Origin of the sequence: Phocaeicola acetigenes (assembly GCF_027529745.1) — a bacterium.
GTDB classification, from domain to species: Bacteria; Bacteroidota; Bacteroidia; order Bacteroidales; family Bacteroidaceae; genus Phocaeicola; species Phocaeicola acetigenes.
In genome coordinates this window covers 56491-80234 of the sequence record NZ_JAPZVM010000007.1, presented here as the reverse complement: position 1 = coordinate 80234, position 23744 = coordinate 56491, and the positions used below count along the sequence as shown (strand labels likewise).

At 40.5% G+C, this 23744-nt stretch carries 24 protein-coding genes and 2 tRNA genes; 13 read left to right on the top strand and 13 right to left on the bottom strand.

Annotated features, from left to right (window positions below; translation table 11 throughout):
- Nucleotides 1-31 precede the first annotated feature (31 nt).
- From O6P32_RS09330 to O6P32_RS09310, 5 genes are all read right to left on the bottom strand, one after another.
- Nucleotides 32-484, bottom strand: coding sequence for a macro domain-containing protein (locus tag O6P32_RS09330; protein WP_269878183.1), 453 nt, complete (start codon nt 482-484; stop codon nt 32-34).
- A gap of 131 nt (nt 485-615) precedes the next feature.
- A tRNA-Arg gene (locus O6P32_RS09325) sits at nt 616-689 on the bottom strand.
- Nucleotides 690-713: 24 nt separating this feature from the next.
- Nucleotides 714-787, bottom strand: a tRNA-Arg gene (locus O6P32_RS09320).
- Nucleotides 788-883: 96 nt separating this feature from the next.
- On the bottom strand, nt 884-2188 hold the full coding sequence (locus O6P32_RS09315) for a Na+/H+ antiporter NhaC family protein (RefSeq protein ID WP_269878182.1): 1305 nt from the start codon (nt 2186-2188) through the stop codon (nt 884-886).
- Nucleotides 2189-2282: 94 nt separating this feature from the next.
- The gene (locus tag O6P32_RS09310) at nt 2283-2798 is read right to left on the bottom strand and encodes a cysteine hydrolase family protein (RefSeq protein ID WP_269878180.1); all 516 of its coding nucleotides are present in this window, start codon (nt 2796-2798) and stop codon (nt 2283-2285) included.
- Between the two features lie 254 nt (nt 2799-3052).
- Here O6P32_RS09310 and hisH point away from each other — a divergent pair, with 254 nt between their 5' ends.
- The 8 genes from hisH (at nt 3053) to O6P32_RS09270 (ending at nt 10455) form a co-directional block, all read left to right on the top strand.
- A complete protein-coding gene (gene hisH / locus O6P32_RS09305) occupies nt 3053-3643 on the top strand; it encodes an imidazole glycerol phosphate synthase subunit HisH (RefSeq protein ID WP_269878179.1) in 591 nt (196 codons plus the stop codon).
- 24 nt (nt 3644-3667) lie between these two features.
- Nucleotides 3668-4387, top strand: coding sequence for a 1-(5-phosphoribosyl)-5-[(5-phosphoribosylamino)methylideneamino]imidazole-4-carboxamide isomerase (hisA, locus tag O6P32_RS09300; RefSeq protein WP_269878177.1), 720 nt, complete (start codon nt 3668-3670; stop codon nt 4385-4387).
- Between the two features lie 24 nt (nt 4388-4411).
- A complete protein-coding gene (gene hisF, locus O6P32_RS09295; protein ID WP_269878176.1) occupies nt 4412-5167 on the top strand; it encodes an imidazole glycerol phosphate synthase subunit HisF in 756 nt (251 codons plus the stop codon).
- A gap of 12 nt (nt 5168-5179) precedes the next feature.
- A complete protein-coding gene (gene hisIE, locus O6P32_RS09290; RefSeq protein WP_269878175.1) occupies nt 5180-5791 on the top strand; it encodes a bifunctional phosphoribosyl-AMP cyclohydrolase/phosphoribosyl-ATP diphosphatase HisIE in 612 nt (203 codons plus the stop codon).
- Nucleotides 5792-5806: 15 nt separating this feature from the next.
- A complete protein-coding gene (locus tag O6P32_RS09285) occupies nt 5807-6487 on the top strand; it encodes a cell division ATP-binding protein FtsE (RefSeq protein WP_269878174.1) in 681 nt (226 codons plus the stop codon).
- A gap of 111 nt (nt 6488-6598) precedes the next feature.
- Entirely contained in the window at nt 6599-7918 is a 1320-nt protein-coding gene (locus O6P32_RS09280) for an aspartate kinase (RefSeq protein WP_269878173.1), read from the top strand.
- A gap of 99 nt (nt 7919-8017) precedes the next feature.
- A complete protein-coding gene (gene lysA, locus O6P32_RS09275) occupies nt 8018-9178 on the top strand; it encodes a diaminopimelate decarboxylase (RefSeq protein ID WP_269878172.1) in 1161 nt (386 codons plus the stop codon).
- Nucleotides 9179-9300: 122 nt separating this feature from the next.
- Nucleotides 9301-10455, top strand: a complete 1155-nt coding sequence (locus tag O6P32_RS09270) for a glycosyltransferase (RefSeq protein WP_269878171.1) — start codon at nt 9301-9303, stop codon at nt 10453-10455.
- Nucleotides 10456-10476: 21 nt separating this feature from the next.
- On the opposite strand, the gene O6P32_RS09265 is transcribed toward O6P32_RS09270, so the two are convergent.
- The 3 genes from O6P32_RS09265 to O6P32_RS09255 form a co-directional block, all read right to left on the bottom strand.
- A complete protein-coding gene (locus tag O6P32_RS09265) occupies nt 10477-11190 on the bottom strand; it encodes a TIGR02757 family protein (RefSeq protein ID WP_269878170.1) in 714 nt (237 codons plus the stop codon).
- A 73-nt stretch (nt 11191-11263) separates the two neighbouring features.
- Nucleotides 11264-11728, bottom strand: a complete 465-nt coding sequence (locus O6P32_RS09260; protein WP_269878169.1) for a MaoC family dehydratase — start codon at nt 11726-11728, stop codon at nt 11264-11266.
- A 449-nt stretch (nt 11729-12177) separates the two neighbouring features.
- On the bottom strand, nt 12178-14109 hold the full coding sequence (locus tag O6P32_RS09255; protein ID WP_269878168.1) for an NAD(+) synthase: 1932 nt from the start codon (nt 14107-14109) through the stop codon (nt 12178-12180).
- 314 nt (nt 14110-14423) lie between these two features.
- Here O6P32_RS09255 and O6P32_RS09250 point away from each other — a divergent pair, with 314 nt between their 5' ends.
- Nucleotides 14424-14843, top strand: coding sequence for a Fur family transcriptional regulator (locus tag O6P32_RS09250; RefSeq protein WP_269878167.1), 420 nt, complete (start codon nt 14424-14426; stop codon nt 14841-14843).
- 41 nt (nt 14844-14884) lie between these two features.
- Nucleotides 14885-15439, top strand: a complete 555-nt coding sequence (locus tag O6P32_RS09245; protein ID WP_269878166.1) for an NADH peroxidase — start codon at nt 14885-14887, stop codon at nt 15437-15439.
- Between the two features lie 366 nt (nt 15440-15805).
- Here the strand turns inward: O6P32_RS09245 and secG are convergent, their stop codons facing one another.
- From secG to O6P32_RS09220, 5 genes are all read right to left on the bottom strand, one after another.
- Complete coding sequence (gene secG, locus O6P32_RS09240) at nt 15806-16177, bottom strand: preprotein translocase subunit SecG (RefSeq protein ID WP_269878165.1); 372 nt, start codon at nt 16175-16177, stop codon at nt 15806-15808.
- 3 nt (nt 16178-16180) lie between these two features.
- Nucleotides 16181-16933, bottom strand: a complete 753-nt coding sequence (locus O6P32_RS09235; protein ID WP_269878164.1) for a tetratricopeptide repeat protein — start codon at nt 16931-16933, stop codon at nt 16181-16183.
- A 1-nt stretch (nt 16934) separates the two neighbouring features.
- Nucleotides 16935-17462, bottom strand: a complete 528-nt coding sequence (locus O6P32_RS09230; protein WP_269878163.1) for an LptE family protein — start codon at nt 17460-17462, stop codon at nt 16935-16937.
- Complete coding sequence (locus O6P32_RS09225; RefSeq protein WP_269878162.1) at nt 17449-18750, bottom strand: sigma-54 interaction domain-containing protein; 1302 nt, start codon at nt 18748-18750, stop codon at nt 17449-17451. Before O6P32_RS09225 ends, O6P32_RS09230 begins: the two co-directional genes overlap by 14 nt.
- Nucleotides 18751-19212: 462 nt before the next feature.
- Nucleotides 19213-21855 (bottom strand): DUF5686 and carboxypeptidase-like regulatory domain-containing protein, encoded by a 2643-nt coding sequence (locus tag O6P32_RS09220; RefSeq protein WP_269878161.1) that lies wholly within the window; start codon nt 21853-21855, stop codon nt 19213-19215.
- 233 nt (nt 21856-22088) lie between these two features.
- Between O6P32_RS09220 and O6P32_RS09215 the strand changes: the two genes are divergently transcribed.
- Genes O6P32_RS09215 through O6P32_RS09205 form a run of 3 tightly spaced genes read left to right on the top strand, consistent with a single transcriptional unit; the run spans nt 22089 to nt 23738 of the window.
- Nucleotides 22089-22568 carry a phosphatidylglycerophosphatase A family protein gene (locus O6P32_RS09215; protein ID WP_269878159.1) on the top strand — a complete coding sequence of 160 codons (480 nt, stop codon included), beginning with the start codon at nt 22089-22091 and terminating at the stop codon, nt 22566-22568.
- 41 nt (nt 22569-22609) lie between these two features.
- Entirely contained in the window at nt 22610-23089 is a 480-nt protein-coding gene (locus tag O6P32_RS09210; RefSeq protein ID WP_269878264.1) for a GtrA family protein, read from the top strand.
- Complete coding sequence (locus tag O6P32_RS09205) at nt 23055-23738, top strand: CDP-alcohol phosphatidyltransferase family protein (protein ID WP_269878158.1); 684 nt, start codon at nt 23055-23057, stop codon at nt 23736-23738. The genes O6P32_RS09210 and O6P32_RS09205 overlap by 35 nt, the downstream gene beginning before the upstream one ends.
- The last annotated feature ends 6 nt before the right edge of the window (nt 23739-23744 follow it).

Below are 23744 nucleotides of genomic sequence, written 5' to 3'. Positions count from 1 at the left end.
ACGCAAACAGAAATTCTAAAATAGCATTCTCTTAAGGCTCATATTCCTCTACAACAAGTAGCTCAACCTCAGCCTCATCTCCCGCTACCCGATTGATAACTGTTTTTACTTCTTCCCAATCCAATTTTCCTAAACCGGCTGCGATACGGGGTAATGCTATCCGATCGATATGATGTGCTTTCGCCAACTCTACCATACCCGTCAACGATTGTTCCACAAAAGAAAGTTCCGCCCCAAGCCTCCAATGTTTTTCTGTACCCAAATTAAAGACAGCCTCTTTCCCATTCTTATACAAGTAAACGTCTCCGGGACAAAATTCTCCGACTTTACACCTGCGTAAATACTCCCGGTACATTTCCGGATAACGCTCTTTAAACTGTACAGCAATACCTCTCCCCATAGCTCCAGCACAATTGCACCCGTGCGCATAAGCATGTACTCCGGCAAGTTTGAAGATATTCCCTTTTGTTATATATGTAACCATCTCTAGATTTATTTATATAAAAACTGAAATAATCTACTGTGAAGTGATAAAGATATTAAATTTAATAATACACATAAAAAGAAAAAAGAGACCACCCATTCCCAAACAGAAAGAATTGTCTCTTTTTTCAGTGATTCCGCTGCGATTCGAACGCAGGACCCACGCCTTAGAAGGGCGTTGCTCTATCCAGCTGAGCTACGGAACCATCCTTGTGATTGTAAAGCTTTTGTGATTCCGCTGCGATTCGAACGCAGGACCCACGCCTTAGAAGGGCGTTGCTCTATCCAGCTGAGCTACGGAACCATCCTTATTTGCGGTGCAAAGGTAGTATATTTTTTTAAAATAACAAACAATGTCTTTTGTTTTTTAAACCAACCGGTCGGTTTAAAAACAAAAAGATTAAGAATAGCGTCTAGGATATCGGAACAAAATACTCAATAAAGCCACTCCTCCCAATACCATCGGATAATATAAATACTCCATTATATTAATAGGAGAAAGTCCGGCTAATTCTGCTGCAAAAAGCATTTGTGCTCCATATGGAATAAGTCCTTGTACTACACAGGAAAAAATATCCAAAAGACTGGCACTTTTTCGCTTGTCTATACGGAACTGCTCTGCGATATTGCTTGCTAATGGACCTACTGTAATGATGGCAATAGTATTATTGGCTGTGCATACATTCGCAAAACTTACTAAAGCAGCAATCCCTAATTCGGCAGCCCGTTTACTTTTTACACGCAACGTAAGACAATGCAACACATAATCTATTCCTCCATTAAAACGAATCAGTTCGAGCATTCCCCCTGCCATCAAAGTAATGACAATCAGTTCGCCCATACCGGTAATTCCACTTCCCATTGCCCCAAACCAACTGAACAAATCAAACTGTCCGTATATCATACCAATCACTCCAGTAGAGATAAGTCCCAACAATAAAACAAGGACTACATTCACTCCAATCACTGCAGTGCCAAGTACAATGAGATAAGGCAACACCTTTCCCCACTCAATCTGCTGTACCTCGTTCACTGTTTCAATATGCATTCCATATATGATGTAATAAATACAAACCAACAAAGCAGCTGGTATGGCAATCATAGAGTTTACCCGGAATTTATCTTTCATCAGACATCCCTGTGTTCGGGTAGCCGCAATTGTCGTATCAGAGATAAAAGAAAGGTTATCGCCAAAGAAAGCACCTCCCACAACCAACGCTGTCATAAAAGCCATATCGACTCCTGTCTTCGAAGCAATACCGGTTGCCACCGGTACTAAGGCCACAATGGTTCCTACGGAAGTTCCTATAGAAAGAGAAATAAAACAAGACGCAATGAAAATACCGGCTAACAGTAAATTATCAGGCAACAGCATCAACGTCAGATTTACTGTTGCATCAATCGCTCCCATTGCCTTAGCCGAGTGAGCAAATGCTCCTGCCAGAATAAACACCCATATCATCAGCATGATGTTCTTATTGGCAGCTCCCTGCGAATACTGCAATATGCGGTCGTTCAGGCTCAGCCCTTTTGTAGCAGCAACAGCATAAACAGATGCAACCAGAAACGCAACGGTGATAGGCACCTTATAAAAATCATTGACTATCAGCGATATCACCAGATAAAGGCATAGGAATACAACAAGAGGCATCAAAGCCCATCCATTCGGTTTATTTACAATCGGCGTCAGTTTCTTTACATCCATAGATCGTTGCTCTTTAAAAAAACAGCGCAAAGATAGGAATTTATATTCAATCTACCTAAAGCACTTCTTTTCAAGAAACTGATTTACCCTAAAATCATGACATTACCTGAATCTGACACATCTGCATGGCACGTAAGGCATTGGTATGACTCTCTGGGGTAACTCCTGCACAGCAGGATGCATCGACCGATATCGGTATTTCCGGGAAACGGGACTTCAAAATCATCGCATTGGATATGACGCAGATATCTGTGCACAAACCCACCAGTTCGATAGATTCTACTTCTCCTATGCCAGCAATCATATCCGACAGTTCCAAAGAACCAAATCCTTTCTTTTCAACGACAGGAGCACCCGTTTTATAAACTTCAGACAGAATCTCCCATCCCCAAGAATTTTTCAAGCAATGTTCTACCGGCAGGTTTCTACCCTCTTGTGTCTGCAAATAATTGGTGGCGTGCGTATCTTGGGTATATATCACTTTATCTCCCACACTCCAATACAACTCTACTTTCTTTTTCACATTTTCTACAATCTGTTTTGCTTCAGAAGTTCCTAAGGCTCCATCCACAAAATCGTGCTGCATATCTACTACAACCAATACTTTCATCACTTTAAATTTATTTATTAGGAATAAAAGTACAAATAAACAAAGACTTACCCAACAAAATACATCATATATATTTTCATAAAAGCTTCTTACTCCCATCCAAAAGTATTTTCATCCCAACCATACGGCATAGCCTAATCAGTGGCATTTTTACTAATTAAATACTACTATAACGAACTTTATGTTATTAATATTAGATAATATACAATAATTCGTTATTTTTGCACGCATATCCCAAGAAAGAATATAACATCATGAAAGTAGCAATTATCAAATACAATGCCGGAAATATTTTTTCTGTACAGCACAGCTTACAGCGTTTGGGTATAGAAGCTCTGATTACTGCCGATAAAGAAGTTATATCCGGTGCCGATAAAATTATTTTTCCGGGAGTAGGACAAGCGGAAACAACTATGAATTATTTGCGCTCCCAGCACTTAGACCAGCTAATCAAAGAGCTGAAGCAACCGGTATTGGGTATTTGCCTGGGAATGCAGCTTATGTGTGATTATTCGGAGGAAGGAAATACAGATTGTTTGGGAATCTTTCATACACCGGTCAAGCGCTTTATTCCAACCCAGCAAGAAGACAAAGTTCCTCATATGGGATGGAATACACTTACACATTTAGACAGTGACCTGTTTAAGGGGATGGAAGATAATGAGTTTGTATACTTCGTACATAGCTATTATGTACCGGTCAATGAATATACCGCTGCCCAGACCGATTATATCCTGCCGTTTAGTGCTGCTTTACACAAAGATAATTTTTATGCAACACAATTCCACCCTGAGAAGAGCGGAAAGACAGGAGAACAGATTCTTGTCAATTTCTTAAACCTATAATATAACTATATAATACAAATAACCATGATAGAACTTATCCCAGCCATTGATATTATAGATGGAAAATGTGTACGTTTATCACAAGGTGACTATTCTTCAAAACAGATATATCATACTCACCCGGTAGAAGTAGCCAAAGAATTTGAATCTTATGGCATCAAACGATTGCATATTGTCGACTTAGATGGAGCAGCTTCTCATCATGTAGTCAACTATCGCATTTTAGAGCAAATAGCCAGCCGTACTTCTCTTGTCATCGACTTTGGAGGTGGTATAAAAAGCGACGAAGATCTCATCATCGCATTTGACAATGGTGCTCAAATGGTTACATTGGGTAGTGTAGCCGTGAAACAACCGGAGCTTTTCTCACGATGGCTTACTCAATATGGAAACGAAAAAATTATCCTTGGGGCTGATGTAAAAAACGAAAAAATTGCCATTGCTGGATGGAAAGAAGAAAGTTCACAAGAACTGATGCCTTTCTTGGAAAACTACCGTAGCAAAGGTATCTCAAAAGTATTGTGTACCGACATTAGCCGTGACGGAATGTTGGAAGGACCTTCTACAGCACTCTACCAGCAAATTATGTCGGCTTACCCAGACCTTTACCTAATAGCTAGTGGAGGAGTCAGTAGTATAGATGACATTCTGAAGTTACACGAGATAGGTGTTCCTGCTGTAGTAATCGGAAAAGCGTTATACGAAGGACGTATTTCCATCAAAGAGTTAAGCCGTTACCTATAAACGTTTGAAAACAATACATATAATATGTTAGCCAAAAGAATTATCCCTTGTTTGGACATCAAAGACGGACAAACTGTAAAAGGTACCAACTTTATCAATCTCCGACAAGCAGGCGACCCTGTAGAATTAGGACGCATATATAGCGAGCAAGGAGCAGACGAGTTGGTATATCTGGATATTACCGCCAGCCATGAAAACAGGAAGACTTTTACACATCTTGTGGAACAGGTAGCAGCACAGATTAATATCCCTTTTACAGTAGGAGGAGGAATTCACGAGTTAAAGGATGTAGAACGGTTACTGAATGCAGGTGCCGACAAGATTTCCATCAACTCTTCAGCCATCCGTACTCCACAACTGATTGACGAAATAGCAAGACATTTCGGTTCACAGGTTTGCGTTGTCGCCATTGATGCCCGCCAAACCGAGCATGGATGGAGATGTTTTTTGAATGGAGGACGAATAGAAACAGATTTGGATCTATTTACCTGGGCTCACGAAGCCAACGAACGGGGAGCAGGAGAAATTCTGTTTACCAGTATGGACCACGATGGCATTAAACAGGGATATGCTAACACTGCGCTGGCTCAATTAAGTGAACGACTGACCATCCCTGTTATCGCATCGGGAGGAGCCGGCAGCAAAGAACATATAAAAGAAGCTTTTACAGAAGGAAAAGCCAGTGCTGCACTTGCTGCCAGTGTTTTTCACTTTGGAGAAATAAAAATTCCCGAATTAAAACAATATCTTTGCTCAGAAGGTATCAATGTAAGAATTTAAAAAGAACACATTATGACACTCGATTTCAAGAAAATGAACGGATTGATTCCGGCCATCATTCAGGACAATTATACCCAGAAAGTACTGATGCTGGGATTTATGAACGAAGAAGCCTACCGTAAAACCGTAAAAAGCAATAAAGTAACATTCTTCAGCCGTACTAAAAACCGTCTGTGGACTAAAGGAGAAGAAAGTGGAAATTTTCTCCATGTAGTATCTATACAGTCTGACTGCGACAATGATACTCTTCTCATCAAAGTACACCCCGAAGGACCGGTATGTCATACTGGAAGTGATACTTGCTGGGGAGAAAAGAATGAACAGGACATCATGTTCCTGAAAGAGTTACAAGATTTCATCGACAAACGTCATGAAGAGATGCCGGAGAAATCATATACCACTAGTCTGTTTCAGTCAGGCGTCAACAAAATGGCACAGAAAGTAGGTGAAGAAGCTGTAGAAACTGTCATCGAAGCATGCAACGGCACAGATGAACGACTCATTTACGAAGGAGCCGATTTACTTTATCACCTCATCGTATTGCTTACCTCTAAAGGTTATCGTATCGAAGATCTTGCACGGGAATTGAAAGAGCGTCATAGTGAAAACTGGAAGAAGCATTAATCAAATTCAGTATACATGGAAGAAACACTTCTCATCTCTTATAAAGGAGTAGATATCAACCAGCAGGCCCTTGGTATTTTGAATCAGGTAAATTTCGAATTACACAAAGGAGAATTCATCTATTTGATAGGAAAAGTAGGAACAGGTAAATCAACTTTTCTGAAAACTATCTATGGCGAATTGGACATTGCCGGAGGAGAGGCTACTGTATTAGGCTACAACATGCGTACTATCAAACAAAAACAAATAGCTGATTTACGCAGAAAGTTGGGGATCGTTTTTCAGGATTTCCAGCTGTTGACAGACCGTTCTGTATACGAAAATCTGGAGTTTGTACTCCAAGCCACCGGTTGGAAAAACAAGACCGACATACGCAACCGTATACAGGAAGTTCTGGAATTAGTAGGAATGAGCAATAAAGGATATAAGATGCCTAACGAATTATCGGGAGGAGAGCAGCAACGTATTGTCATAGCAAGGGCCATCCTCAACAAACCTGAAATCATCATTGCCGATGAACCCACAGGAAATCTGGATATAGAAACAGGCAATAAAATCGTTGAGTTGCTGCACCAAATCTGCCAACAAGGCTCAGCTATTATCATGACAACCCACAACTTGAGTTTTCTCACAGAATATCCGGGAAAGGTATATCGATGTGAACAGCACAAGCTACAAGGGGTTAGTGATTTATAAAAAAAGTCAACCATCGTACATTTTATTGATAAAAAAGAGTTTGTATTCATTTTATCACTATATTTGTACGCTAAAATTATTATAGAACAATTAAAAATTCGGAACAAGAAAATGAAAGTTTTAAAGTTTGGAGGAACATCGGTAGGCTCTGCTCAGAGAATGAAGGATGTTGCCAAATTGATTACTGACGGTGAACAGAAAATTGTAGTTTTATCTGCAATGTCAGGTACGACAAATACCTTAGTTGAAATTTCGGATTATCTTTATAAAAAGAATCCCGAAGGTGCAAACGAAGTCATCAACAAGCTGGAAGCCAAATATAAACAGCACATCGAGGAACTTTATTCTACCGAAGAATATAAACAGAAAACATCAGAATTTGTAAAATCTGTATTCGATTATATCCGTTCTTTTACAAAAGATTTATTTACTTTATTTGAAGAGAAAGTAATCCTTGCACAAGGTGAAATCATCTCTACAAATATGGTTACCAACTATCTGTGCGAACAGGGGGTAAAAGCTGTTTTATTGCCTGCATTGGAATTCATGCGCACAGACAAGAACAGTGAACCGGATCTTACATACATCCGCGAAAAACTTGCCGTACAGTTGGAAGAACATCCCGGACAGGAAATCTACATTACTCAAGGATTTATCTGCCGCAATGCATATGGAGAAATAGACAACCTGCAGCGTGGAGGAAGCGACTATACCGCTTCATTGATTGGTGCGGCTGTCAATGCATCTGAAATTCAGATTTGGACAGATATCGACGGTATGCACGACAACGACCCACGTATTGTTGACCATACTTCTCCGGTACGTCAGTTGCACTTCGAAGAAGCTGCAGAATTGGCTTATTTCGGTGCTAAGATTTTGCATCCAACTTGTGTACAGCCTGCTAAATACGCTAATATTCCGGTACGTTTGCTCAACACTATGGAACCTGCAGCTCCAGGTACACTGATTTCAAACGACACTGAAAAAGGTAAAATCAAAGCAGTAGCAGCAAAGGATAATATTACAGCTATCAAAATCAAATCGAGCCGTATGTTATTGGCTCACGGATTCTTGCGTAAAGTCTTCGAAATTTTTGAAAGCTACCAGACTGCCATCGACATGGTTTGTACTTCGGAAGTAGGTGTATCAATGTCGATAGACAACACCAAGCATTTGAATGAAATCATCGATGACTTGAAGAAATACGGTACTGTAACTGTAGACCACGATATGTGTATCGTATGCGTAGTAGGTGATTTGGAATGGGAAAACGTAGGTTTCGAAGCAAAAGCTTTGGATGCCATGCGAGATATTCCGGTACGTATGATTTCTTTCGGCGGAAGCAATTACAACATTTCTTTCCTGATTCGTGAATCAGATAAGAAAAAAGCATTACAGTCACTTAGCGACGTATTATTTAATCATAAATAATTGATTATCCCTCATTGACATAAGCGGATGGTACGGTTTCACTCAAGCCGCGTCATCCGCTTTTATTTTTCACTTATAATATATAAAGACTAAACAAGTATGAAAGGAACATTTCCGATTAACAAATTCAGGGAACTAGAAACACCTTTTTATTATTATGATGCCAACCTGCTGCGCGACACATTGCAAGCAATAAAAACTGAAGCAGGAAAATATAGCAAATATTGTGTACATTATGCAGTAAAAGCCAATGCAAATCCTAAGGTATTGAGCATTATCCGTGAAAGCGGACTGGGGGCAGACTGCGTGAGCGGAGGAGAAATCAAAGCCGCTATCAAAGCAGGATTTCCTGCCAGCAAGATTGTATATGCCGGAGTTGGTAAAACCGACTGGGAAATCAATTTGGGGTTAGACTATGATATTTTCTGCTTCAATGTAGAATCGGTACCCGAATTGGAAGTTATCAATGAGCTGGCCGAAAAGAAAGGTAAAATAGCTCGCGTAGCTTTCCGTATCAATCCAGACGTAGGTGCACATACACATGCCAATATTACTACCGGTTTGGCTGAAAACAAGTTCGGTATCAGCATGAAAGATATGGATGGTATCATCGACCGCGCTTTGGAAATGAAAAACGTCAACTTTGTAGGTTTGCATTTCCACATTGGTTCACAGATTCTGGACATGGGAGACTTTGTAGCTCTTTGCAACCGTATCAATGAATTGCAGGAGAAACTGTATGCACGCCAAATCATTGTAGAACATATCAATGTAGGTGGTGGTTTAGGTATAGACTACGCACACCCTAACCGTCAGCCAATCCCTAACTTTGCCGAGTATTTTGCTACTTATCATAAACACCTGCGTCTGCGCCCACAGCAAACCCTGCATTTCGAATTGGGACGCGCAGTAGTAGGACAATGTGGTAGCCTCATCACCAAGGTGGTTTATGTAAAACAAGGTACCAACAAGCAGTTTGCTATTGTAGACGGTGGTATGACCGACCTGATTCGTCCTGCACTCTATCAGGCATATCACAAAATTGAAAATATCACTTCCGAAGAAGCTGTAGAAACATACGACGTAGTAGGACCTATCTGCGAATCATCGGATGTGTTTGGTAAAGCAATCGACTTGAATAAGGTGAAACGAGGAGACCTCATTGCACTGCGTTCTGCCGGTGCATACGGGGAAATTATGGCTTCGGGATACAACTGCCGAAACCTGCCACAAGGATATACTTCGGATGAACTAGTATAAAGATATAACTCTATCTATATTTTATAAAAGACTGTTTCTGCATGAAGCAGTCTTTTTCTTTTTAAAGAGAACACAGCCCGATATTTTTCATTACTTTTGCACCGTTCAATGAAAAATAAACAATGGAAGCAACTGATATCTGTACACTCTCTACCCTATCCATTGGGTTATGTGGAATACTATTTCTAATCCAGTTATATTATATCTTTGGCGTATACAACCGTATCCACTGTGCTCGCCGCAACACCTCCTCTGCTCCGATACAATATCCTCCCGTTTCAGTGATTATTGTCACCAAAGACTCAGGAAAAGCATTAGAAGAAAATCTTCCGGCTATTCTCGAACAGGACTATCCGGAGTTTGAAGTTATTGTTATCAATGATAAGTCGGCAGGTGAAGACGATGACATACTGAAACGCCTGTCTTTACGTTATCAGAATCTTTATCAGAGCTTCATCCCGGAAAGTGCCAGATATGTGAGCCGGAAAAAGCTTGGCATAGCAATGGGAATACGCGCTAGCCGATACGAATGGCTTGTCTTTACAGAGCCTTATTGTCGTCCGACAAGCAAGAACTGGCTGAAAAGTATGGCTGGTCACTTTGATGACAAGACTGATATCGTATTAGGGTATAGCAACTACCTGCCTCAATCCGGATGGTTTGCACGTAAAATTACAACAATCGAGTTCTTCCATTCTTTACGTTTCTTAGGCAGTGCTTTAGCCGGACGTCCGTATATGGGTATAGGACGAAACTTAGCATACCGGAAAAGCCTATACGAACGTCACAAAGGATTCTCCGACCACTTACAACTGCAACGTGGAGAAGATGACCTGTTTATCAATGCTGTAGCAAGAAAAGAAAATACACAAGTGGCTACAGAAGCTGAAAGTATCGTCCGCATGCCGGTACCTCCTTTTAAACGCATCTGGTACGAAGAACAAATGAATCATTTAGTTACCGGACACTATTACAAAGGTGTTTCCCGACTGATGAATGCCATAGAAACCGGCACATGCATTCTTTTCCAGTTAACTACACTCTGTGCTTTAGCATTAAGCATTTTCCAACAGTGGTGGACGGGAGTAGCCATAGCCTTTCTGCTTTGGCTGATACGCTTCGCATGCCTGATGATAGTTTTCCGAAATACAGCAAAAGACTTGCAGGAAAATCTTTGTTGCATATTCCCGTTCTTCGATATGGCTCGCCCGTTTTGGAGCATAGGTATGAAAATCCGCTATTTGTTCCGTACCAAAACCGACTTTATGCGGCGATAAGATTGGGGATAAGAAAAGCTTTTATTCTTTGTGATTTACTCCATAACCAAACAAAGCAAAATCGCCCAGACAAGGATCGCCGGGAAACACTTTTTCCAGTGCGGCTGTAATCTTTTTCGCATTGTTCAGCGAAAAGGAAGCACTTTCGGTCAGCCCCAACTGATAGGCCACCCTACACACGTGAGTATCTAAAGGTATGACGAGTTGCGAAGCCGACATAGTAGACCAGATACCAAAGTCTACCGGCGAACCGGTACGAATCATCCAACGCAAAAACATATTCAGTTTCTTCTGAGGACTGCGATCGGAAACTCCTAAAAAACTACACAGTTGCTGCATGGGGATACCCTTGTATTCCTTCAAAGCATTTTCCAGTGTTTTTCCTGCAGCATATACTCTATATAGTTTTTCAAAGTATCCACGAACATCGGCATAAGACAGCATACGATAAAAGCTACGACCATCCGATTCCGGAAAATCATCTCTCCATTTTCCGGATAAAACATAAGTCAACGGTGCATGCCCCATGATTCTATCCAGTTCATCGGCTTTCTTCAGAATCTGAATCCGGTTACCAAAACTCAATACCGCTGTCAGCAGCCCACTGATTTCGATGTCTTCTTTCACCGTATACCGGTGCGGAAACTGTACCGGATCAGCCGCTATAAAATCACTACAATGATACTCTTCTGCCCATTTACAGAGACAAGTATCCAATTCATTCTTTGTCAGCATAATATATACATAAAAAATGCCATCCTTCGCTTACGCGCCGAATGGCATTTCCTTTTATTTCATGAGTCTACAATCAGTTGAAATAATAAAGGAAAGTAGCAATACCTTCGAGTGCTTTTTTCTTTTCTCCTTCTATTTCGATAGCAAACTTAATTTCAGCCTTTGCAGTACCACGCAAATTTACCAGTGAATGCAAATGAGCTACCATACGAATTTTCTGTCCTGACAACACAGCCTGACCGAACTTCATTTTATCCATTCCGTAGTTTACCATCATTTTCAAGTTGTTCACCTCGATAATCTGATTCCAGAAATAAGGCAACAATGAAAGGGTAAGATAACCGTGTACGATAGTGCTCTTAAACGGACTTTCTGCTTTAGCTCTTTCAACATCAACATGAATCCACTGATGGTCTAAAGTTGCATCAGCAAACTGATTAATACGTTCCTGAGAAACTTCCAGCCACTCGGATACACCAATCTGCTGCCCCAACAGTTTTTCAAATTCTTCGTACGAATTAATAATTACTTTACTCATATAATAAGATTTTATTGATTACACAGTTACATATAAAGACTGGAAAAACACAGACAATAGTATACAAAATTTCATAAAGCTTAAATTATAGTATACCAAGCTATAACCAATCTGTTGCAAAGATAGTGAAAACTCTACGAACTCTTACTTTACCGTATCATTTTATAATAAATTTTACACAAAACGAATAATGTTCTATAGCCGCCGACGTCGGCTGCAAAACCAACGACGCCGATTATACGGACAACGTCATCGGCTATGCGGACGACATCGTAGAACGAAATACGTTATTGCATACAGAATAATCTGATAAATAAACATTTCTATACTTCAATATCATACCTTCATATTTACACAAAAAAACTGCAATTCTCTCCTGAAATAAAAGTCCGAAGACCTTCAGGCAAGAATTGCAGCTATAATCAATAAAAAATAGTTTAATCTGATATTCAGAGTTCCTCACACTCCTTCAGCCACAATGCCGAACTTGCATCACTCGGCATACGCCAATCGCCACGCGGACTAAGCGATACCGAACCAACCTTCGGACCGTCAGGCAGGCACGAACGCTTGAACTGCTGATTGAAGAAACGACGGCAGAAAGTAGTCAGCCATTTCTTGATAATTTCGCGGTCATAAACATCCTTAAAGGCTATCTCTGCCAGATAGAAAATCTTAGCAGGACGAGAGCCAAAGCGCAGGAAATGATAAAGGAAGAAATCGTGCAACTCGTATGGACCTACCAAATCTTCCGTTTTCTGTTTTATGTTTCCGTTTTCGTCGGCAGGAATCAACTCCGGACTAATTGGAGTATCAATAATATCAAGCAAAGTAGCACGTGACTCTGCATCGACTCCTGTTTCGGCTACCCAAGTCACCAGATAGCGAACCAGTGTTTTAGGTATGCTGGCATTCACTCCGTACATCGACATATGGTCTCCATTGTACGTAGCCCATCCCAAAGCCAGTTCAGACAAATCGCCGGTACCGATAACCAATCCTCCTACTTTATTGGCATAATCCATCAGAATCTGTGTACGCTCACGAGCCTGACCGTTTTCATAAGTGACATCGTGTACATTAATGTCATGCTCTATATCTTTGAAATGCTGAATACATGCATCCTTAATGCTGATTTCTTTAGTGGTAACTCCCAAAGACTGCATTAAATCCAGTGCATTATGGTAGGTACGATCGGTAGTTCCAAAACCAGGCATTGTAATACCTACAATTCCCTTACGGGACATCCCCAGTTTATCAAACGTTTTCACACATACCAGTAAAGCCAGTGTAGAATCAAGTCCTCCGGAAATACCTACCACTACTGTATTGCAGTGTGTATGCACCAAACGCTTGGCCAAACCAGCTACCTGGATAGAGAAAATCTCCTCACAACGTTCGTCAAGCAGTTTGCCACCCGCAGGAACAAAAGGATGCGGCTCTACCGGACGTGTCAGATGCAAGTCTTTCACATTGACCATTTCAGCGCAAACACGCTTTACTGGCTGCTGACTGTAAGCCCGTACACTTGCGGCAAAAGTTGTATTGCCTAATCGTTCGCCGCGCAATCGTTCTACATCAATCTCACTGATGACCAATTGTTCTTCGAATGAGAAGCGTTCGGATTCAGCCAACAGAGAACCGTTTTCATAAATCAAAGCATTACCGGCAAAAACTACATCGGTAGTCGACTCACCAAAACCGGAAGAAGCAAATACATATCCGGCCAGACAACGTGCCGACTGCTGAGCCAACAAAGAACGTAAATACTGGTGCTTGCTGATATTTTCTGTATCGGCAGACATATTGAAAATAATCTCTGCTCCTTTCAATGCCAATGTAGAGCTAGGCGGAATCGTAGCCCATACATCCTCGCAGATCTCAACTCCAAAACATACATCGGAAGTCTCAAACAACAGGTTGGCGCTTACAGGAACCAACTGTCCACACAGACGGACTACAGTATCATCAGAATGAGCTGTAGAGGGAGCAAACCAACGTTGCTCATAGAATTCCTTATAATTAGGTAAATAAGTCTTTGGTACTACTCCTAAAATTTTTCCTTTCTGAAAGACAACAGCACAATTCAGCAAAGTAGAATTTACCACTACCGGTAATCCCACAATGGAAATGATATCCAGTTGGCGAGTATTGTTCATAATCTGCATCAAGGCAAATTCTGCCTGTTCGAGCAGAAGTCCCTGTTCAAACAAATCTCCACAAGAATATCCGGTAAGATTCAGCTCCGGAAAGATAATAATCTGTACACCTTTCTCCTCTGCCTGAATTATCTGTTTCTCGGTTTGTTGCGCATTGAACAAACAGTCGGCCACCTTCACTGAAGGAATAGCAGCCGCTACTTTTACAAAACCCAATTTCATATATCCTTACTTATATAAAACAAAGGTAAGAATTAAAAACGAAAAAGCCGGAAAAAGCATCCAATAAAACTCTTTGTGAAAAGAAACACTCAAAATCAATTAATGTACAATAAAAGCCCATCCATGAAAATAACAGTTCTTGTAATGAACCAAAGAAACCAGTAAAACGTTGATTATATAAATTCTATTATACATAGAATTGAACAAAATTAAAAAGATATTATTTTTTAGGCTTGCATCTTGTTATTTAAGAAAATGTTTGTATCTTTGCCTTTGAATTAAAATTGTAACAATTACAAAAATCTAAATATAACATGAACGTTTACGAATATTTGCTTAGTTATAACATCAAGCCATCCGTACAACGCATAGCTATTATGGATTATTTGCTCAAGCACAAAACTCATCCGTGCATTGATGAGATTTATTTGGCTTTATGTAAAGAGATACCAACTTTATCGAAAACTACTGTATACAACACGCTAAAGTTGTTTATCGAACACGGTGCAGCCAAAATGCTAACGATCGACGAACGAAATGCCTGCTTTGACGGAGAAATTTCTGCACATGCCCATTTCCAATGCAAAGTTTGCGGAAAGATCTATGATGTCCCTTATAAAGAAGAAACAGAAGAAGTAAAAACCCTGGAAGATAAAGGGTTTATAATAAACGAAACTCATCGATATTACAAAGGAGTTTGCAGTGAATGTGCAGCAAAATCCTCAAAAAATTAAATAGGAAAAAATTAACAACTAACTTAAAAAACTTTGTGATTATGAAGAAATTTATTTGTACTGTATGTGGTTACATCCACGAAGGTGAAACAGCTCCTGAAAAATGCCCATTGTGTAAAGCTCCTGCTTCTAAATTCAAAGAAATGGAAGAAGCTGCAGAAGGCGGTTTGCAGTTTGTAGACGAACACGTAATCGGTGTTGCTAAAGGTTGTGACGAAGAAATGATCAAAGACTTGAACAACCACTTCATGGGTGAATGTACAGAAGTTGGTATGTACTTGGCTATGAGCCGTCAGGCTGACCGCGAAGGCTATCCTGAAGTAGCTGAAGCTTTCAAACGTTACGCTTGGGAAGAAGCAGAACACGCTGCTAAATTTGCAGAATTGTTGGGTGACTGCGTATGGGATACAAAAACAAACTTGGAAAAACGTATGAACGCTGAATGCGGTGCTTGCGAAGACAAAAAACGTATTGCTACTCGCGCTAAAGCTTTGAATTTGGACGCTATTCACGATACAGTTCACGAAATGGCTAAAGACGAAGCTCGTCACGGAAAAGGTTTCGAAGGCTTGTACAACAGATATTTCAAGAAATAATCTTACCCAAGATAGATTGTTTAAAGGCATCCTCAAAAAGGATGCCTTTTTTAATGTAAAGACCTTTATAAAAATAAAAAGCCAACTTCCAATCTGAGATTTTTCTTTTACCGAATTATTTCAAATACAGAAGCATGTATAACTTTATCTATCCAATACTATTGCTTCAGTGTCAAACAAAACTTTTATTTACAAACGCCCCACACTCCCTTCAATACCCCAACGCATTAAACCATAGCCTCTGCACAAATACATAATAGAAAGCTATATATACATTTACAATGTAATCTATATAATAGAAACAGAAAACGCGATTCCTCTTCAATAAATAAAGAGAAATCGCGCTTGCACTATATGATTATATTATTAGTTAGCAGCAGAGTCCTTTGCAGCAGGTGCTACAGGTGCATCAGTTGCGTCTTGCTGAGGAGCAGCAAATCCAGCCGGAGCATTCAACGGATTTGTTTTCTGTTCTTCAATAGCCTGTTCCATAATCACAGAAGAAGATTCTACTGTAGTAGGAACAAGATAAGAGGTAGCAATACTTAACACTACCATGAAAATAGCCAATCCCCAAGTCAACTTTTCAATAAATTCTGTAGTCTTACGAACTCCCATAATCTGATTTGAAGCAGCAAAACTAGAAGAAAGACCTCCTCCCTTAGAATTTTGTACCAATACTACAAAGCACATCAGTACAGCTGCAAGTACAATCAATCCAATTAATAAGTAATACATTTTCTATTTTGATTTAGCGTTAATAATCAATTTTTGTAAAAATCTAATTTGGTCTGCAAAGTAAATGTTTTTTTTCGGATATTTCAAATTTAATTTTTCAATAATTTCCAATGCTTTATCGTATCTATGCTGTTTCACATAAATTTTAGCCAAAGTTTCTGTAAAATAGCTTTCATCCAACTCCTCTCCCTCTACCTTTTCAGGTTCAGTATCTTCTGTTTCTTCTTCCAAATCCACAGTTTGTTCCGAGTCAGGATGTTCATCTACAGACGATTGAAGATTCTGCTTTTCTATAAAATCATCTATCAGCTCCTGATTCTTCAAAGGAACTGTCACTTCCGGTTGAGCATCCTCCTGAAGCAAAATAGAAGTATAATCAATACTCACTTCCTGAGGTATTGAAAGTTCTTTAGCTGTCTGTGCCGGAAGTTCCGACAAAAAACGGTCAATCAAGTCTAAAGTTCGATCCGTACTTTCAGCATTTTTCTCTGCTGTTTTTTCACCATGCTTACCAATTACAAAGCGTTCTCCTTCTATATAATAAAACAGCAAACTCAAGTCAGCGACATATAAAGCACTTTTTTGCAATTCGGTTTTAAAGTCCGGATCTTGCAGAAGAAACAAGTTTTTCAGATAGAGCAAACGCGCAGTCTGAAAATACGGATAGCGTGCCAACAAACCTCTCAGTTCGCCCAGACTCTCTCTATCCAAAAGTTCCGGATGTGCAATCCATTCCTGCAAACGCTGTTGTATCATATTACCAATTAGCTACAGTTGCATTGAATATCTGTTCTACAATTTCATCAATCATCTGACTTACATATTCCTCCTGTACGGCTGAAAGCTGCTGACTGGCATTATACTCACGACTGGCAGAAAACTGCTGTTCAAAGTCTTCTGTATGGTTTGTATTATTGACAAAACGTACATTCACTGTCATACGCAATTCGGCCATGGTAGAATAACCATCCGAACCGATACCTTTATTGTAAGCATCGTAATTGGTAATCTCACCCGAAAGTTCCAAATCTCCTCCCTGGCGAACCTGTTTCAGACGAGTCTGCTGCATAAACTTATCCTGAAGAGCTACGTTAAACATAGACTCCATCGGTCCCCATACGAAAGCAGCCGAACGGTTAGGAAAATTTTCAAACGAAATGGTTTTCACCTTATCGTAGTTAATAGATGAGCCATTGAATTTATACGAAACCGTACATGCTACCAATACACAGGAAACAAGTACAAACGAAGACAGTATTTTCCAATATTTCTTAATCGAGACCATATTCTTTGATTTTACGATAAAGGGTACGTTCAGAGATCTTCAAATCCTTTGCAGCATTTTTTCTTTTACCATGATGTCGCTCCAAAGCTTTACGAATCATCTCTTTTTCCACTTCATCCAGTGATAAATTTTCTTCTATATATTCTTCAGTATCCTGCACATCGGGTTCCTCTACAGGAGTTTCGGTTCTGTTTACCGGATAATTATTGACCAAAGGCACCGATGTCTTTACCACAGGTACAGGAGTCATTACAACAGGTGTTTCAGGCATCATACTGACAGGCGCCTCCTGAATATACTGTACAGAAGAAGTCTGTGCCGGATGACTGACCTGTGTTCCTGCCCGCTCCGACATAATATCGTGTACCAGTTTCTTGAGTTCCGTCACGTCACGACGCATATCAAATAATACCTGATACAAGATTTCACGTTCACTTTCAAAGCTTTTCTGCGATGTTGCAGCTTTACCTCCAAACAAAGCCGGAAGACGGGATACATTTTGTGCGGGAAGATACTGTTGCAGAATATCTGCACTGATATCCCGATTTGTTTCAATGATAGAAATCTGCTCTGTAATATTTTTAAGCTGTCGGATATTACCCGGCCAGGAATAAGAAACCAACATCCGTCTGGCATCTTCCGTCAACTGAATGGCAGGCATACGATATTTCTCTGCAAAATCGGATGCAAACTTACGAAACAACAGTGCAATATCATCCGCGCGTTCACGTAAGGGAGGAACCTTGATTGGCACTGTATTCAAACGATAATACAAATCCTCACGAAAACGTCCTTCGGCTATAGCTGTAGCAAAGTCTACATTCGTAGCAGCTACAATCCGTACATCTGTTTTCTGTACTTTTGAGGAACCAACCTTAATGTATTCACCCGACTCCAACACACGAAGCAAACGAGCCTGAGTAGACAAAGGCAACTCACCCACTTCATCCAAAAAGATTGTTCCACCATTTGCTTCGGCAAAGTATCCATTCCGGTCGCTGATAGCCCCTGTAAATGCACCTTTCTCATGCCCAAACAACTCAGAGTCGATAGTTCCCTCCGGAATTGCACCACAGTTCACAGCAATATAAGGCCCATGTTTACGACGGCTAAACTGATGGATAATTTGCGGAAAGCTTTCCTTACCGACTCCACTTTCTCCCGTAACCAGTACAGACAAGTCGGTAGGAGCCACTTGCATCGCGATATCAATAGCCCGGTTCAATCCCTCAGAGTTACCGATAATCCCGAAGCGCAACTTTATATTCTGTATTTCCGATTTAACCATAAATTCTCTTCCAATAGACAGCAAAAATACAAAAATAATCGAACTCTAAAGGCATAAATCCGCATAGATTTTCACTCTTTTCTACCCTCTTCCGAATCTTATGCCTGCTCCGCCGTTTCTGTATTGACATGATATCACAGAACATTTCCGGTCAATGACTGGAAGACATAATTTCAACTACAGACAAAGACAATGAAAACATCAGTATCCGATAACAGAAGAACTGTTCGGCCGACGGCGATGGCTCTGCAGCCGGCGACGTTGAATAGACAAACGCCAACGCCGGCTATACAGACAACGACGCCGGCTATCATAGACGGATGGTATCGAACACGCTCCTTACAGATAAAGCAGCATCCTCATCCAGTCATAAAAAAAGAACCAGTCGCTTTCCTCTTCTCGTCATAACCGGACGAAATCGAAAAACGACTGGTTCTCCTTACAATAAAGAAATCTATAAAATCAGAATACTGTACGTATCATGAAACGAATACCCCATTTATTGGCTGTAGGCAAATGGTTGTAATTCAAACGACGTACATATTCCACATGAAGCAATTTAAAGATATTATGAATACCAGCTGTAACTTCCACATAAGGAACCTTAGGATCCATCACATTGCTGGAGTAATTATAATGCCCTGTACGGTCATAATGTCCGGGGAACATCATCAGTTCATTGTCGTTACGGTTCTGTTCAAGGAACGGATTGTTTTTATCAGTCAACTGTCCCCATAAACATTTAATCCCGATAAACTCACGCCACTTCAATCTGTTCAGCAGAGGAATACGGTTGAACAACTTACCCTGCATGTTCCACGATACATCCAAAGAAGCATAACGGTCGTTCAGGAACTCCATGTTGTTAATCAAGTTGAAAGTTTCATCCTGAATGATGTACGACAAGTTGGCTGCAGGCATAATCAGCAGAGGGAACGGGACCTTATTCCACTGGATACCCGCTTTCAGACGTGCATCAATATTTCCCCACGAACTCAACCAGATACGCTTATAGAAACCTACTTCGGTCACATTGTAAGTATAATCGCCTCCCAGCACCCCTTTCAACGCCAAGGTATGTTGCAGAGTAAATACCGGTGCATCCAGATTAATAGGCAAACGGCGCTGCTTGGTATTCACAAAGGTTTCTCCCGGTGCATAGCGGAATGCCAAAGTTGCTTCGGATACCGTAATATCGTGTACATTGAAAGGAGATTTCACCCATTCTGTTCCCGTCAGCTCACCGGCAGCAATAGCTTCCTGCAACTGGTTTTCTCCGGCATTAGTACGATAAAACAGCATACCGCAAGGTTCGTAGTTTGCATGTTTCAACGTAACGGTAGTCTTCAATCCCGATTCTTTTTCCAGTTCGTACTTCACAATCGCTCTGCGCTCATAGTTATACTGGTCTACCGTAGACACTTTCAGCGAAGTAAACACGTTATCCTTATCGGTATTGATATATTTGTCGGAAGGCAACATATTATCATACTGATAGGTAAATGTCAGTGAGTTTTTCGGATATTCGCGGGGCAAATATTCTTTTTTATTGAAAGAATACTCCACCTCACCCATATATTTCGATTTCTGATCCTTGAAACCATACGCATAATATCCCTTCAGGAAGAGATGAGGATGCAGATTGGCCGTAGTCTGTGCCGATGCACGCAAACGGAGTCCATCGATATAGTTGCTCGTAATCATGGTATTGATAGGTCCGATGTCCACTTTACTTGGATGCTTGGGCGAACCGGTTTCCACAAAGTTCTCAATCAGCGCCTTCAAACCAAACATAATATACTTGAACCCTTTTATTTTTGTCAGATTATCCACAAACGAGCCCATCTTACTCTCCGATTTACTCAGTTCCTCCTGACGATACTGATTCCAGTACGCGTCATCCCGCATCATGGCATTGACGTCTTTCACCTCACTGCCTTTCCGTTTGAATATCTTTTCGGGTATGGGTTCAAAACTAAAATCGAAATAACGCGTCGTTCGCCTTACCTGATACGAGCCCAATACCTTTTTCAGATAAGACAATTCACACAGCATATCGTCTTCCATCAGGGCCCATTCGCCGGTAGGAAGTTCACCAAACTTCTGGTCTATAATCATATTATCCACAAAGTTGATGTCAGTCTTCTTCGGAAGATTCAACGTACACTCTTTCACCCGATAGGTAGAGTCGGCCAGGATATACAAATGTCCTGTAAAGCCAAAGTCACGGGAGTTATTGGGCACAAATGTAAGATGGAAACAGCGTTCTTTTTCCACATACACCGTATCCATGATATAGAACTTATAGAAGTCGATACCTGCTTCAGATACCGGACTGTCGAACGGATACTGCAAAAAACGGAAACGGTCTTCATAAATATCAATATCCTGGAATACATCTTTCAGTACAGTAGTCAGCATATCTCCCGTACTGAAGAGTTCATTGATACCTGAAGAATTAATCCCTTGAATAATAGTCTTCTCTGCATGCGGTTCCTTACGGTATACCTTCTGTGAAACCGTTTCATCAACCGACACAGGAAGAATATTCTTTCCCGTCATTTCGCACAATTCTACCTGATCTCTAAAGAACGGATATTTCTTGAAAAGGAATGACTCGCGCAAGGAGTCGGCAGTAATGTTATTGACTGCAAGAGTAATCTTCTGATACTTATTATAACTGTAAAAGTCATTCTTCTCCAAGCTGGTACGCTGCTTGGAGGAAATCACTTTCTTCATCAATTCTACTGCCGGATTATTCTTACGGGAATATTTTTCCTTTTTGGGCTTCACAACGACTTCATCAAGCACTAAATCAGAACGCATGCTTACATTCAATTCACGCGTTTTGGAAGACACTTTTTCTACCCTTGTAGTATATCCTACCATTGAAAAAGTCAAATTGGTCCATCCCGGACGATAGTCAATAGAATATTTACCGTCAATATCGGTTATTGTTCCCACTCCTTTCCCGTCATAATACACATTTAAATAAGGAATAGGATCTCCTGTATCCGAATCTATAACAACACCGTGTATCTGAGACCATACATTAAGCGTCCAGACACATGCCATTATCACAAACAGGAATAATCGTTTTATCATACAAACAATCTTTTTTACCCTTTATATTTGAAAAACGAAGCGAAATTACTGCTCTTAATTCTTTTAGACAAATCCAACACCCCGAAAAATGACAAATAGACCGTCTTTTATGTAGTATTAACCATTATTAATTTAGATTTTTAGAAATTGCATTTAAAATAAAAAGTGTACTTTTGTAGGCTCAATCGAATTGCAAAAAGAGACAAATTAAAATTCATAAGATATTAGAGAATATGCCAAAAGCGCCTTTATTCCATAATTTTATAGCAACAGGATTTGGTTCAGGATACAGTCCAATAGCACCGGGAACAGCCGGAGCTCTGCTTGCCATGCTCATTTGGTGGGGATATTCCCTCCTCTTCAGCCACTGTATCTCCATCCCTGTACTTACCTTTATTGTAATTGTGGTATTTACTTTTGCTGGAGTATGGTCTTCCAGTGTAGTCGAAAAATATTGGGGAGAGGATCCGTCACGGGTTGTTGTAGACGAGATGGTAGGCACATGGATTGCCTTGCTGGCTGTACCGGAAGGTGCTCATTGGGGATATATGCTGGCCGCATTCGTATTGTTCCGCTTTTTCGATATAGTGAAACCGCTTGGAGTAAGAAAAATGGAAAGCTTGCCTTCCGGATTCGGAATCATGGCCGATGATATTCTGGCCGGAATATATGGTTTTATTGTAATTTATTTATACAGACTCTGCTTCGCGTGAAAGATATACTGACATCATTCCGACAAGGGAAAGGACTATTCATGTTTATGCGGGCACAGTTGTCTGCACAAATTGCGACAGTAACAGATTTTCTGTTGTCTATTCTGTTGAATCAGTTTTTTGGAATGTATTATGTATATGCCACACTCATCGGTTCAGTAACAGGCGGACTGGTAAATTGTATCATTAACTACAAATGGACATTCCGGACCGACGACTGCAGTCCGGCAAATGTCTTATTCAAATATATATTGGTATGGATTGGCAGCATCGGACTAAATTTATGGGGAACTTACCTGCTTACCGAATTCCTGCTCATGCAGAGTGGCTTTATTCAACTTAATTCTTCCACAGCCTTCATTTTATCCAAAGTTATTGCAGCAATAATGGTAGCTGTACTTTGGAATTATAATTTACATCGGACTTTTGTATTCAAAAATGCACACATCAACAGATTACTGAAGAATAAAATAAAACGAATAAAATATGGAAATAAAAAAACAAGCAAAAAAGATGCGTGATGCCTTGCAGCAACTCATCTACAAAATCATCAATCCTCTTATTCATGGAATGATTAAGATAGGAATTACTCCTAATGTAGTTACAACAATAGGATTTCTCGGTAATCTGGCCGGTGCCTGCATACTTATCTACGCCGGTGCACACCCGGAACAAGAGCCTTTTACCTGCATAGGATGGGCTGGAGGTATTATTTTATTATCTTCTTTGTTTGATATGATGGACGGCCAGGTAGCACGTATCGGAAACATGGCCTCTACTTTTGGAGCAATGTACGACTCTGTGCTCGACCGTTACAGCGAACTGGTCACATTGGGTGGTATTATTTTCTGTCTGTTCGGACATCAGCAACTGGCAGGTGCAGTGATTACATTTGCTGCTCTTATCGGCTCATTGATGGTCAGCTATGTACGAGCTCGTGCAGAAGGTCTGGGACTGGAATGCAAAATCGGATTCATGCAGCGTCCGGAACGTGTAGTACTGACTTGCATCGGACTACTGGCTTGTGGAATCACAGCGCATACAGCATCCGATTTGTCTTTTGACCCAATGCTTATCCTTATCGTACCGATGGGATTCATTGCCATCTTTGCCAACGTAACAGCTTTTGCGCGTATCGAATACAGCCGTCGTCAGTTAATCAAGAAATAAGTCCAA

Coding starts and splice junctions, on each gene's coding strand:
- O6P32_RS09330 (WP_269878183.1), bottom strand. CDS start 484: ATGGTTACATATATAACAAAAGGGAATATCTTCAAACTTGCCGGAGTA.
- O6P32_RS09315 (WP_269878182.1), bottom strand. CDS start 2,188: ATGGATGTAAAGAAACTGACGCCGATTGTAAATAAACCGAATGGATGG.
- O6P32_RS09310 (WP_269878180.1), bottom strand. CDS start 2,798: ATGAAAGTATTGGTTGTAGTAGATATGCAGCACGATTTTGTGGATGGA.
- hisH (WP_269878179.1), top strand. CDS start 3,053: ATGAAAGTAGCAATTATCAAATACAATGCCGGAAATATTTTTTCTGTA.
- hisA (WP_269878177.1), top strand. CDS start 3,668: ATGATAGAACTTATCCCAGCCATTGATATTATAGATGGAAAATGTGTA.
- hisF (WP_269878176.1), top strand. CDS start 4,412: ATGTTAGCCAAAAGAATTATCCCTTGTTTGGACATCAAAGACGGACAA.
- hisIE (WP_269878175.1), top strand. CDS start 5,180: ATGACACTCGATTTCAAGAAAATGAACGGATTGATTCCGGCCATCATT.
- O6P32_RS09285 (WP_269878174.1), top strand. CDS start 5,807: ATGGAAGAAACACTTCTCATCTCTTATAAAGGAGTAGATATCAACCAG.
- O6P32_RS09280 (WP_269878173.1), top strand. CDS start 6,599: ATGAAAGTTTTAAAGTTTGGAGGAACATCGGTAGGCTCTGCTCAGAGA.
- lysA (WP_269878172.1), top strand. CDS start 8,018: ATGAAAGGAACATTTCCGATTAACAAATTCAGGGAACTAGAAACACCT.
- O6P32_RS09270 (WP_269878171.1), top strand. CDS start 9,301: ATGGAAGCAACTGATATCTGTACACTCTCTACCCTATCCATTGGGTTA.
- O6P32_RS09265 (WP_269878170.1), bottom strand. CDS start 11,190: ATGCTGACAAAGAATGAATTGGATACTTGTCTCTGTAAATGGGCAGAA.
- O6P32_RS09260 (WP_269878169.1), bottom strand. CDS start 11,728: ATGAGTAAAGTAATTATTAATTCGTACGAAGAATTTGAAAAACTGTTG.
- O6P32_RS09255 (WP_269878168.1), bottom strand. CDS start 14,109: ATGAAATTGGGTTTTGTAAAAGTAGCGGCTGCTATTCCTTCAGTGAAG.
- O6P32_RS09250 (WP_269878167.1), top strand. CDS start 14,424: ATGAACGTTTACGAATATTTGCTTAGTTATAACATCAAGCCATCCGTA.
- O6P32_RS09245 (WP_269878166.1), top strand. CDS start 14,885: ATGAAGAAATTTATTTGTACTGTATGTGGTTACATCCACGAAGGTGAA.
- secG (WP_269878165.1), bottom strand. CDS start 16,177: ATGTATTACTTATTAATTGGATTGATTGTACTTGCAGCTGTACTGATG.
- O6P32_RS09235 (WP_269878164.1), bottom strand. CDS start 16,933: ATGATACAACAGCGTTTGCAGGAATGGATTGCACATCCGGAACTTTTG.
- O6P32_RS09230 (WP_269878163.1), bottom strand. CDS start 17,462: ATGGTCTCGATTAAGAAATATTGGAAAATACTGTCTTCGTTTGTACTT.
- O6P32_RS09225 (WP_269878162.1), bottom strand. CDS start 18,750: ATGGTTAAATCGGAAATACAGAATATAAAGTTGCGCTTCGGGATTATC.
- O6P32_RS09220 (WP_269878161.1), bottom strand. CDS start 21,855: ATGATAAAACGATTATTCCTGTTTGTGATAATGGCATGTGTCTGGACG.
- O6P32_RS09215 (WP_269878159.1), top strand. CDS start 22,089: ATGCCAAAAGCGCCTTTATTCCATAATTTTATAGCAACAGGATTTGGT.
- O6P32_RS09210 (WP_269878264.1), top strand. CDS start 22,610: ATGTTTATGCGGGCACAGTTGTCTGCACAAATTGCGACAGTAACAGAT.
- O6P32_RS09205 (WP_269878158.1), top strand. CDS start 23,055: ATGGAAATAAAAAAACAAGCAAAAAAGATGCGTGATGCCTTGCAGCAA.